The organism is Achromobacter xylosoxidans A8, from assembly GCF_000165835.1.
GTDB lineage: Bacteria > Pseudomonadota > Gammaproteobacteria > Burkholderiales > Burkholderiaceae_B > Achromobacter > Achromobacter xylosoxidans_B.
The window spans coordinates 4,860,748-4,872,321 of record NC_014640.1 but is presented as its reverse complement, the minus strand read 5'-3'; the positions used below and the strand labels follow the sequence as shown (position 1 = coordinate 4,872,321).

11 protein-coding genes and 1 tRNA gene are annotated in these 11,574 nt (G+C 64.9%); 9 read left to right on the top strand and 3 right to left on the bottom strand.

Annotated features, from left to right (window positions below; translation table 11 throughout):
- Positions 1 to 66: 66 nt before the first annotated feature.
- The 3 genes from azu to AXYL_RS22510 all read left to right on the top strand — a co-directional run bounded on the left by azu (position 67) and on the right by AXYL_RS22510 (position 3,177).
- Positions 67 to 516: an azurin gene (gene azu, locus AXYL_RS22520; protein ID WP_013395169.1), complete on the top strand. Its 450-nt coding sequence runs from the start codon at positions 67 to 69 to the stop codon at positions 514 to 516.
- 194 nt (positions 517 to 710) lie between these two features.
- Entirely contained in the window at positions 711 to 2,294 is a 1,584-nt protein-coding gene (locus AXYL_RS22515; RefSeq protein WP_013395168.1) for a TerC family protein, read from the top strand.
- A gap of 19 nt (positions 2,295 to 2,313) precedes the next feature.
- The gene (locus AXYL_RS22510) at positions 2,314 to 3,177 is read left to right on the top strand and encodes an undecaprenyl-diphosphate phosphatase (protein ID WP_013395167.1); all 864 of its coding nucleotides are present in this window, start codon (positions 2,314 to 2,316) and stop codon (positions 3,175 to 3,177) included.
- A 96-nt stretch (positions 3,178 to 3,273) separates the two neighbouring features.
- Here the strand turns inward: AXYL_RS22510 and AXYL_RS22505 are convergent, their stop codons facing one another.
- The 3 genes from AXYL_RS22505 to AXYL_RS22495 form a co-directional block, all read right to left on the bottom strand.
- Positions 3,274 to 4,047, bottom strand: a complete 774-nt coding sequence (locus tag AXYL_RS22505; RefSeq protein WP_013395166.1) for a UDP-2,3-diacylglucosamine diphosphatase — start codon at positions 4,045 to 4,047, stop codon at positions 3,274 to 3,276.
- Complete coding sequence (locus AXYL_RS22500) at positions 4,040 to 4,549, bottom strand: peptidylprolyl isomerase (protein WP_041654179.1); 510 nt, start codon at positions 4,547 to 4,549, stop codon at positions 4,040 to 4,042. The genes AXYL_RS22505 and AXYL_RS22500 overlap by 8 nt, the downstream gene beginning before the upstream one ends.
- Positions 4,550 to 4,683: 134 nt before the next feature.
- Entirely contained in the window at positions 4,684 to 5,367 is a 684-nt protein-coding gene (locus tag AXYL_RS22495; protein ID WP_013395164.1) for a tetratricopeptide repeat protein, read from the bottom strand.
- 308 nt (positions 5,368 to 5,675) lie between these two features.
- Here AXYL_RS22495 and cysS point away from each other — a divergent pair, with 308 nt between their 5' ends.
- The 6 genes from cysS (at position 5,676) to AXYL_RS22465 (ending at position 11,511) form a co-directional block, all read left to right on the top strand.
- Entirely contained in the window at positions 5,676 to 7,130 is a 1,455-nt protein-coding gene (gene cysS, locus AXYL_RS22490) for a cysteine--tRNA ligase (RefSeq protein WP_013395163.1), read from the top strand.
- Positions 7,131 to 7,150: 20 nt separating this feature from the next.
- Positions 7,151 to 7,795: a DNA-3-methyladenine glycosylase family protein gene (locus tag AXYL_RS22485; RefSeq protein ID WP_013395162.1), complete on the top strand. Its 645-nt coding sequence runs from the start codon at positions 7,151 to 7,153 to the stop codon at positions 7,793 to 7,795.
- 36 nt (positions 7,796 to 7,831) lie between these two features.
- Positions 7,832 to 8,797: an acetyl-CoA carboxylase carboxyltransferase subunit alpha gene (locus AXYL_RS22480; protein ID WP_013395161.1), complete on the top strand. Its 966-nt coding sequence runs from the start codon at positions 7,832 to 7,834 to the stop codon at positions 8,795 to 8,797.
- Positions 8,798 to 8,948: 151 nt separating this feature from the next.
- Positions 8,949 to 9,923, top strand: a complete 975-nt coding sequence (gene tilS / locus AXYL_RS22475) for a tRNA lysidine(34) synthetase TilS (protein ID WP_041655896.1) — start codon at positions 8,949 to 8,951, stop codon at positions 9,921 to 9,923.
- A gap of 142 nt (positions 9,924 to 10,065) precedes the next feature.
- Complete coding sequence (locus AXYL_RS22470; RefSeq protein WP_041654177.1) at positions 10,066 to 11,331, top strand: aspartate kinase; 1,266 nt, start codon at positions 10,066 to 10,068, stop codon at positions 11,329 to 11,331.
- A gap of 87 nt (positions 11,332 to 11,418) precedes the next feature.
- Positions 11,419 to 11,511 (top strand) — tRNA-Ser (locus tag AXYL_RS22465).
- Positions 11,512 to 11,574: the final 63 nt, after the last annotated feature.

Here is an 11,574-nt window from a genome sequence, read left to right as displayed (position 1 = left end):
GGCAGCGACGCGAGGCATGTGCCTCACGCGTGTCGGAAGAGCCGCCAACGTTTACGGAGAATCTCCATGCTGGCAAAAGCCACCCTAGCCATCGTTCTGTCCGCAGCCAGCCTGCCCGCGTTGGCCGCTCAGTGCGAAGCAACCATAGAAAGCAACGACGCCATGCAGTACAACCTGAAGGAAATGGTCGTCGACAAAAGCTGCAAGCAATTCACCGTGCATCTCAAGCACGTCGGCAAAATGGCCAAGGTCGCCATGGGCCACAACTGGGTGCTGACCAAGGAAGCCGACAAGACGGCCGTGGCCACCGACGGCATGAACGCCGGCCTGCCGCAGGATTACGTCAAGGCGGGCGACACCCGCGTCATCGCCCACACCAAGGTCATCGGCGGCGGCGAGTCGGATTCGGTTACGTTCGACGTATCCAAGCTGACTCCGGGCGAGGCTTATGCCTATTTCTGCTCCTTCCCCGGCCATTGGGCCATGATGAAGGGCACGCTCAAGCTCGGCAGCTGACCGGCTCTCTGCCAGACGCGAAGACCGGCCACGGGCCGGTTTTTTTTGTTTTTTTGCCATGGAGCCAGGCTGCGGATGCCCTGGTTCACCAGGCCTAAACCGTGCCTGCCTCAGGCAAAAGGACGGGGCTCGTCACCGGCGTGTCACGGATTTTCCATGTACGATTACCGGTCGTGTAACTTCTGGAGCTCCTGATGGAGTGGCTGCTGGACCCTACTGCGTGGGTCGGCTTGCTTACCCTGGTCATCCTTGAGATCGTCCTGGGGATCGATAACCTGATTTTCATCGCCATCCTGGCGGACAAGCTGCCCCCGGCGCAACGCGACCGCGCGCGCATCATGGGCCTGAGCCTGGCGCTCATCATGCGTCTAGGCCTCTTGTCGGTCATGTCATGGCTGGTCACGCTGACCGCCCCCCTGTTTTCCATCGGCCCGCTGTCGTTTTCGGGCCGCGACCTGATCCTGATGATCGGCGGCCTGTTCCTGCTGTTCAAGGGCACCATGGAACTGCACGAGCGCCTGGAGGGCTCCCAGCACGGCGGCTCGTCGGGGCCGCGCGTGTACGCCAGCTTCTGGGTGATCGTGACGCAGATCGTGGTGCTGGACGCGGTGTTCTCGCTGGACTCCGTCATCACCGCGGTGGGCATGGTGGACCATCTGGCCATCATGATGATCGCCGTCGTCATCGCCATCGGCATCATGCTGCTGGCATCCAAGCCGCTGACGCGTTTCGTCAACGCTCACCCCACGGTGGTGGTGCTGTGCCTGGGCTTCCTGTTGATGATCGGCTTCTCGCTCTTGGCTGAAGCCTTCGGCTTCAAGGTGCCCAAGGGCTATCTGTACGCGGCCATCGGCTTCTCGGTCGCCATCGAAGCCCTCAACCAGGTGGCGCGCCGCAACCTGCTCAAGCTGGACGCGCGCCGGCCGATGCGCGAACGCACCGCATCCGCGGTGCTGCGCATGCTGGGCAAGCGGCCGCCCGCCGACGAGGCCGACATGCCCAGCGCGAACGGCCCGGCCATTCCGGCCTTCGGGGTCGAGGAACGCAATATGGTCAGCGGCGTATTGACGCTGGCCGAACGCTCCATCCGCTCGATCATGACGCCGCGCACGGATGTTTCCTGGATCAACATCGACGACGATCCGGAAACCATCCGCCGCCAGCTGACCGAGGCGCCGCACAGTTTCTTTCCGGTATGCCGCGGTTCGCTCGATGAGGTGCTGGGCATCGCCCGCGCCAAGGACCTGGTGGCGGACCTGATCACCGAGGGCAGGGTGCGCCGCAACCGCCTGCGCGACCCCATCATCGTGCACGAGTCCATCGGCATCCTGCGCCTGATGGATACGCTCAAGCGTTCGCGCGGCCAGCTGGTGCTGGTGGCCGACGAGTTTGGCGCCATCGAGGGGCTGGTGACGCCCATCGATGTCTTCGAGGCGATTGCCGGCGAGTTTCCCGACGAAGACGAACTGCCCGACATCGTTGCCGACGGCGACAACACCTGGAAAATCGACGGCGCGGCCGATCTGCACCATGTCGAGCAGGTGCTGGAAACCGAAGGCCTGGTCGATGACGCCCAGGATTTTTCAACCCTGGCGGGGTACCTGCTATCGCGTTTCGGGCATCTGCCCAAGCCGGGCGACGTCTGCGAATACGAAGTCCACCATGAGCATTTCCGCTTTGAAGTCCTGGAAATGGACGGCCGCCGCATCGCACTGGTGCGCGTAGAGAAGCGTCCCCAGGAAATGCTCGCCGACGACGAATCCCTAGCCAACGATTAACTGGAACCGACCTCCCATCGTGACCGAAAACACTCTATACCTGATCAAAGCGTTCATCCTGGGCATCATCGAGGGCCTGACGGAGTTCATTCCCGTGTCCAGCACCGGCCACCTCATCCTGGTGGGAGACTGGATCAACTTCGAATCCAGCCAGGGCAAGGTGTTCGAGGTGGTGATCCAGCTGGGCTCCATCCTGGCGGTGATGTGGGTGTTCCGCGCGCGGCTGCTGACGCTGATCCGCGGCACGCTGACCGGCGTGCCCAGCGAGGTTGCCTTCACCCGCAACCTGATCATCGCCTTCCTGCCGGCGGCCGTCATCGGGGCGATCTTCATCAAGTCCATCAAGAGCGTCTTCTATCACCCGGCCGTGGTGGTCGTGACCCTGGTGCTGGGCGGCCTGATCATGCTGTACGTGGAGCGCAAGACGCACCACACGCCCGGCGACATGCCGGGCGCGGCCGACGACACGGCGTCGGACGAGCGGGCCACGGCCCGCACGCTGGAGCAGATCACCTGGAAGCAGGCGCTGGGCGTGGGCGTGGCGCAATGCCTGGCCATGATCCCGGGCACCTCGCGCTCCGGCGCCACCATCATCGGCGGCATGATCGCCGGCATCCAGCGCAAGACGGCCACCGAGTTCTCGTTCTTCCTGGCGATGCCCACGATGCTGGGCGCGGCGGTCTACGACATGTACAAGAACATGGAGCTGCTCACCCAGCACGACCTGACAGGCATCGCGGTGGGCTTCGTAGCCGCGTTCCTGAGCGCGATGGTGGTGGTGCGCGCCGTGCTGCGCTTCGTTGCCAACCATACCTACCGGGTGTTCGCCTGGTATCGGATCATCTTCGGCGGCGTGGTGGCTGCCTGGATCTTCACGCGCTGAGCGTCGAGGACACTGCCGGCGCGCCGGCAGCAGCAATGACGAGGGCCGCTTGCGCGGCCCTCGTTGTTTTTCGTCGCGATGTGGCGCGTCCGGGAGCTAGGCTTCCGTTTCCAGGTCGTAGAACTGCAGGCCGTCCCGGTCGATGACCAGCCAGCCGCCGCGGGCCGGCGATACATGGTCGCAGTCCCAGTCGGGCAGGACCCAGCGTTCGCGCTTCTTGCCGTCGACTTCCAGCACGTGGCGGGCGGGGCGATGGGTATGGCCATGCACCAGCACGCGCACCCCGGTTTCGCGGAAGACGGATTCGATGGCGGCGGCGTTGACGTCCATGATTTCCATGGATTTCGTCTGGTTGGCGGCCTGGCTTTCGCCGCGCGCCTGCTGCGCCATCGCCAGCCGTTCGGGAATCGTCTTGGCCAGGAATTCGGCCTGCCAGCGCGGATCGCGGACCATTGCGCGGAACTGCTGGTAGGCGGCGTCGTCCGTACAGAACTCGTCGCCATGGGTCAGCAGGATCTGGCCATAGTCCGTTTCCAGCAGCGCCGGCTCGGGCAGCAGCTTTGCGCCCAGGGCCTGGGCCAGCTCTTCCCCGATGAGGAAGTCGCGGTTGCCGCGGCCCAGCCAGACCGGAATCCGGCTGGCCGTGTCGCGCAGCGCCGTCAGCGCCGTGGCGAGCCACGGCGGCGCGGCGCGGATCACGTCGTCGCCGATCCAGGCATCGAAGATGTCGCCCGGCAGCAGCAGGGCGCCGGCTTCCTCGCGCGCGGCCTCCAGGAAGGCCAGGAAGGCCTCCGAGGTGGCCGGCGTGGCCGGTCCCAGATGCAGGTCGGACGCCAGCCAGATGGGGCCGGACAGCGCAATCTTATTCAAGAACTTCGGCCTTCTCGATGATCACGTCTTCGTTGGGGACGTTCTGGTGGAAGCCCTTGTTGCCGGTCTTCACGTTCTTGATCTTGTCGACCACGTCCATGCCTTCGGTCACGGTGCCGAACACGGCATAGCCCCAGCCATTCGGCGTGGGCGCGGTGAAGTTCAGGAAGTCGTTGTTGGAGACGTTGATGAAGAACTGCGCCGTGGCCGAGTGCGGATCGCTGGTGCGGGCCATGGCCAGGGTGTACTTGTCGTTCTTCAAGCCGTTGTTGGCTTCGTTTTCGATGGGGGCATGGGTCTGCTTTTGCTTCATGCCGGGCTCAAAGCCGCCGCCCTGGATCATGAAGCCGTCGATCACGCGATGGAACACCGTGCCGTTGTAGAAGCCTTCCTTGACGTAGGTCAGGAAGTTTTCGACGGTCTTGGGCGCCTTGGCGGCATCCAGGGTGATGACCATGTCGCCTTGGTTGGTCTGGAGCTTGACGCGGGGGTTGGTGCTCATGGTTTTTGTGCCTTCAGAGGTGGAGGTGGAGGAATTTGCCGCAGGGGCGGCGCTGACGAGCGCCGGGGCGAATGCCGCCAGCGCGAACGAGCACGCCGTCAGGCGCAGCAGGTGTAGGGGAGAGTATCGGGACATCATTTGGCGTGTTTATCCTTCAGCATGGTTTCGACTTCGCGGACCTTTTCCTGCATGCCGGGCACGCCGTCGCTGGCGGCCTTCTTGTAGGTGCTTAAGGCCTGCAGAAGTTGCAGGTCGCCCATATTGGCGCGGGCGGCGGCGTAGTTCGGGTCGGCGCGCAGGGCCATCGACAGGGCGTCCTGCGCGCGGTCGAGTTCGCCGCGGCCAGCATATAGAGCCGCGAGGTTGTTCCAAGGTTCCGGAAGCTCCGGAAAGCGGTTGGTCATCTCGGTATAGACGCCGATGGCCTCGTCGGTGCGATTCAGGGCGGCCAGCGCGCGGGCGTGCTGGAACATCAGCTGCACGTCGGTGCCGCGCTGGTCCTTGATCTGTTCCTGGCGTTTTTCGATCATGGCCAGGGCTTCTTCGTTGTCGCCGTGGTTCAGCAGCCGCTCGATGTACGTAGTGATCTGCGAGGGCGACGGCGTCAGGCGCGTGTCGACGCCCGGCTTGGCCGCTTCCAGCAGCTTGGCCAGGCTGTCCCAGCCGCCCTCGGGCGGGATGGGATCCAGGGTGGTGCGGTTGGCGTTGGGGTTGGTTCCACCGCCGCCGGCCATCGACTGGGCCAGAGAGGCGCCAATCGGTGCGCCGGCAAGGGCCAGGGCGAGCAGGGCGACGCGAAAGCGCGGCTTGATAGTCACTTGGGCATCCGTTAAAAGTCTTGGCAGGCCGACGCTTACGCGCGCGACCGGGCCGCTTGCTATACTTGACGACCGCCATTTTAGCCCCGGTTGTGTTTTGGCTCGACATCGGGGACGAAGCCCGGCGATATCGTTCGTGGAACCGGCTTGGAATGCGGGCCTTCGAATGCGGGCTCGGAATGGTCAGCGCCAGTGGGATTATGGCCTGGGATCGAAATCCGGCCCGGCGGCACGCGCCGAAGGTATTTTCCTTCGGCAGCAACTTTCCGCAACCGCCACGGAAAATTTAGACAAAGCCTATAAGCGCCATGCTGCAAATCTACAACACGTTGTCGCGTACCAAAGAACCGTTCAAGCCGGCCCAGGCCGGTCAGGTGCGCATGTACGTGTGTGGCATGACCGTCTATGACTTCTGCCACCTGGGCCATGCCCGCATGCTGGTGTCGTTCGACGTCGTGCAGCGCTGGCTGCGCGCCAGCGGGCTGGCGGTCGACTATGTGCGCAACATCACGGATATCGACGACAAGATCATCCGCCGCGCCGTCGAGACCGGCCGCCGCATCGGCGAAGTCACCGAGTTCTACATCGACGCCATGCACGCCGACGAGCGCGCGCTGGGCGTCGAGACGCCGGACCGCGAGCCGCGCGCCACCGAATATGTCGGCGATATGCTCGACATCATCGGCAAGCTCGAACAGAACGGCCTGGCCTATCAAGCCGACGATGGCGACGTGAATTTCGCTGTCCGTGGTTTTGCCGGTTACGGCAAGCTGTCGGGCAAGACGCTGGACGACCTGCGCGCAGGCGAGCGCGTGGCGGTTGGTTCGGCCAAGCGTGATCCGCTGGATTTCGTGCTGTGGAAGTCCGCCAAGGCGGAAGAACCGGCCGATACCAAGTGGGAATCGCCCTATGGGCTGGGCCGTCCAGGCTGGCACATCGAGTGCTCGGCCATGAGCAAATCGCTGCTGGGCCTGCCGCTGGATATCCATGGCGGCGGCCCGGACCTGAAATTCCCGCACCATGAAAACGAGATCGCCCAGACCGAGGGGGCCTTCGGCGGCACGCTGGCGAATATCTGGATGCATTGCGGTCCGCTCATGGTCGACTCGGACAAGATGTCCAAGTCCCTGGGCAATTTCCGCACCATCCGCCAGACCATCGCCCAGGAAGAGCCGGCGGCCGACCAGGCCGTCTACCGCGTCAATCCGCGCGAAGCGGAAATGGTGCGCTTCTTCATCGTGCGCAACCACTACCGCAGCCCGCAAAACTACACGCCAGACAACCTGATCGACGCGCAGAACGCGCTCGATCGCCTGTACCAGGCGCTGCAGAACGTGCCCGCTGACGCGCAGGGCATCGATTGGAACGAGCCGCAGGCCCAGGCCTTCAAGGCGGCCATGGACGATGACTTCAACAGCTCGGGCGCGATCGCGGCCTTGTTCGAACTGGCCTCCGAGGCCAATCGCGGCAAGAGCGCGCGCAGCGCCGGCCAGTTGAAGGCGCTGGCGTCCCTGCTGGGCCTGCTGCAGCAGGATCCAGCGGCGTATTTCCAGTCGCCCACCCGTTATTCCGCTGCGGCCATCGAACAGGGCGAGCGCCGTGCGCTGGACGCCGAGGCCATCCAGTCCTTGATCGACGCGCGCGCGGCCGCCAAGGCGGCCCGCAACTTCGCCGAAGCCGACCGCATCCGTGCGGAACTGCGCGAAGCTGGCATCGAGCTCGACGACAAGCCGGGCGGCCTGACGCAATGGCGTCGGGCTTGAAGCCGCAGGACCCGCCCGCCATGTCCACTGCCGACCTCGAGATTCCCAAGCCCGAGTATTGGGAAGCCGCCGTAGCCCATCTGATGCGGCGCGACCGCATCCTGAAAAAGATCATTCCCCAGCATCCCGAAGTCTGGCTGACGTCGCGCGGCACGCCTTTCGTGACGCTGGCGCGGGCGATCATCGGGCAGCAGGTGTCCAGCAAGGCGGCCGACACCGTCTGGACCCAGTTCATCGAGGCCGTGGGCAAGCGCCCCACGCCCGTCGCCGTGCTGCGCGTCGGCCTGGAAGGCTTGCGCGCGGCAGGGCTGTCGCAGCGCAAGGCCGAATACGTGCTGGACCTGGCCGTGCATTTCGGCGAGCGCCGGGTCCATCCCGAGAAATGGGCGGCAATGGACGACGAAGCCGTCATTTCCGAACTGACCGCCATCCGGGGCATAGGCCGCTGGACGGCGGAGATGTTTTTGATTTTCAATCTGCAGCGGCCTGATGTCCTGCCGCTGGATGATCCTGGGTTGCTCAAGGCAATCTCGCTACACTATTTCAGCGGCGAGCCTGTCTCGCGTTTCGAGGCTCGCGAAGTCTCGTTGGCGTGGCAACCCTGGCGTACCGTGGCGACCTGGTATCTGTGGCGCAGTCTGGAACCGACTCCGGTCCAGTACTGACGCAAGCCAGGCAGCCCATCTACGGAACCACACTACATGCGCAATACATTTCTGGAATTCGAACAACCGCTCGCCGAGCTTGAGAACAAGATCGAGCAGCTGCGCTACGTGCAGGCCGATTCGGCCGTAGACATCTCCGACGAGATCGGACGTCTGCAGCAGAAGAGCCAGACCTTGGCCAAGGAAATCTACGCCAAGCTCACGCCCTGGCAGACGGCCCTGGTCGCCCGCCATCCCCAGCGTCCCTACACGCTGGACTACGTGCGCGAAATGTTCACCGACTTCCATGAACTGCACGGCGACCGCATGTACGCCGACGACCAGTCCATCATCGGCGGCCTGGCGCGCTTCAACGGCACGCCCTGCATGGTCATCGGCCACCAGAAGGGGCGCGACACCAAGGAACGCGCCGCGCGCAATTTCGGCATGCCGCGTCCCGAGGGCTATCGCAAGGCCCTGCGCCTGATGCGTCTGGCTGAAAAATTCGGCATTCCCGTGTTCACGTTCGTGGACACCCCGGGCGCTTATCCCGGCATCGGCGCCGAAGAGCGCGGCCAGTCCGAAGCCATCGGCCACAACCTCTACGCCATGGCCGAGCTGAAGGTCCCCGTGATCTGCACCATCATCGGCGAAGGCGGTTCGGGCGGGGCCCTGGCCATCGCCGTGGGCAATGCCGTGCTGATGCTCCAATACGCGACCTACGCCGTGATTTCGCCGGAAGGCTGCGCCTCGATCCTGTGGCGCAGCGCCGACAAGGCGCCCGAGGCCGCCGAGGCCCTGGCCATCATCGCGCCGCGCCTGAAGGATCTGGGCCTGGTGGACCGCGTGGTCAACGAACCGGTGGGCGGCGCCCATCGCGATCCCCGCGTCATGGCCCGCCTGCTGCGCCGCGCGCTGGGCGATGCCCTGCGCCAGCTCCAGGGCATGACGCCCGAACAGCTCGTGGAACAGCGCGTCCAGCGCCTGCTGTCCTACGGCGCCTACCAGGAAGCGCGCGCCTGAAGCAGGCAGGGCGCCGGCCCATGTGCCGGCGCCACGGCCTCGCGCCACGCGCCATCTCGCCATGACCGCCCGCCAGACGCCCGCCGCCACGCACCGGGCCGAGGCGGGCGTCGTTCATTCCCTTCCCGTTTCGCCCGAACTGATCACGGCACTGCGCCGGGCCTTGCTGGCTCTGCCTGAGCGTCCACCGCGCATCGCCGTGGCGCTCAGCGGCGGCGCCGATTCGGCCATGCTGGCCGTGCACGCGGCCGCCTTGGTGCGCGAGTTGGGCATGGAACTGATGTTGTTCCATGTGCATCACGGCTTGCAGGACGCCGCCGATGCATGGACGCAGCATGTGCGCACGCTGGCGGATCTGCTCGCGCTGCCGTTGTCGGTGGCGCGGGTCGAGGTGGCCCAGGCCGCGGGCAAAGGGATCGAGGCGGCGGCGCGCGATGCCCGCTATGCCGCGTTGGCGCAATTGGCGCGAGAGCAGGGCGTGACGCATATCCTTTTGGCCCATCATCGCAACGACCAGGCGGAAACCGTCTTGCTGCGCCTGTTGCGCGGCACCGGTCTGGCCGGCATGGCTGCCATGGCGCCGGTGTCCAGGCGCGATGGCCTGCTCTACCTGCGCCCCTGGCTGGAAGTGGACCGCGACGCGATCCTGCATGCCGCGGATGCGGTGGCGGCAGCCACCGGCTGGCGTCCGGTGCAGGATCCCACCAATGCCGATCCCCACTACACGCGCGCCGCTCTGCGCGAATTGCTGGCCCCGGTGCTGGACGCCCGCTGGCCGGGGTGGCGCGGCATCGTCGCGCGGCACGCGCGGCACATGGGCGAGGCGGCCGAGATCCTTGACGAGGTGGCGCGGGAAGATTTCGCCACGCTCGACCCTTCCGGCGACGGCGCCAGCTTTTCGCTGCAGGCGTGGCGCGGATTGTCCGAGGCGCGCCAGGCGCATGTGCTGCGGCACTGGCTGGAACGCAATGGCGCCAGGATGCCGACCGACGCCAGGATGCGCGATCTGCTGCGCCAGCTGCGCGGGCTGCACAGCCTGGGCCATGACCGCCAGTTGCGGGTCGAGCAGGCCGGCCACGTCATCCGTTGCCACCGGGGCAGGGTCTGGGTCGAACCCAGGGAGTAGGCGGGCCCGTCCCGCTTGGTGTCCCCCAAAAGTCGCGGCGTGGACGGAATTTTGCACAAGCTGCGCAAATTTTTACCGTCGCGCTAGAATATACGGCTTTGCCCGTCAACCTTTTGCGGCGGGTTCCCAGCCAGAGTACGAGATGTCCCTGATCGTTCACAAATATGGCGGTACTTCGATGGGCTCGGTCGAGCGCATCAAGAACGTGGCGCGTCGCGTCGCGAAGTGGCACGCTGCCGGCCACCAGGTTGTCGTTGTTCCGTCGGCGATGGCAGGCGAGACCAATCGCCTGCTCGGCCTGGCGCGCGAGATTACGCCCCAGCCCGACAGCCGCGAGCTCGACATGATTGCCGCCACCGGCGAACAGGCCAGCAGCGGTCTGCTGGCCATCGCGCTGCAGGCCGAAGGCGTGCCGGCGCGCAGCTATGCCGGTTGGCAAGTGCCCGTGCGCACCGACTCGTCCTTCACCAAGGCGCGCATCTCGTCGATCGACGACGAGCGCATCCGCGCCGATCTGGACGCCGGCCGCGTGGTCATCGTCACTGGCTTCCAGGGCATCGACCCCGAAGGCCACATCACCACGCTGGGCCGTGGCGGTTCCGACACCTCGGCCGTGGCCGTGGCGGCCGCCATCAAGGCCGACGAATGCCTGATCTACACCGACGTGGACGGCGTCTACACGACCGATCCGCGCGTGGTGCCGGAAGCGCGCCGCATGGCCGTCGTTTCCTTCGAGGAAATGCTGGAAATGGCGTCGCTGGGCTCCAAGGTCCTGCAAATCCGTTCGGTTGAATTCGCCGGCAAATACCGTGTGCCGGTCCGGGTCCTGTCCTCGCTGACCGACCCGCTTATCCCGCTCGCAGAAGAAATGGTCTCGGGCACGCTGATTACTTTTGAGGAAGACGAAAAAATGGAAGCCGCCGTTGTCTCCGGCATCGCCTTCAGCCGCGACGAAGCCAAAATCACCTTGCTGGCCGTTCCGGACAAGCCCGGCATCGCCTTCTCCATCCTGGGTCCGGTCGCCGCTGCCAACATCGACGTCGACATGATCGTGCAGAACCAGTCCGTGGCTGGCACGACCGACTTCTCGTTCACGGTCAACCGCAACGAGTTCGCCCGCGCCGTCGATCTGCTCAAGCGCGAAGTCATCCCCGCCGTGGGCGCGCGTGAACTGTCCACCGACGAAAAGGTCGCCAAGGTCTCCATCGTCGGCATCGGCATGCGCTCGCACGTGGGCGTGGCCAGCCTGATGTTCCAGACGCTTTCGCAAGAAGGCATCAACATCCAGATGATCAGCACCAGCGAGATCAAGACCTCGGTGATCATCGACGACAAGTACATGGAACTGGGCGTGCGCGCGCTGCACAAGGCCTTCGGCCTGGACCAGGCGCCTGGCGAAAAGGCTTGATATAAGACTCCGGCACGATTTTTTTTGCGATGTATGTCCGATAGCGGGCAAGAGTGAAAAAAGTCGTGCTAGAATCTCGTTCTCTTCGGAGATGTGCCCGAGAGGCTGAAGGGGCTCCCCTGCTAAGGGAGTATGTGGCTAAAAACTGCATCGTGGGTTCGAATCCCACCATCTCCGCCAGATTCTCTCCGATCTGGCTTCGGTCAGCACCGGAGATAAAAAACCCGCAATCACGCAAGTGAT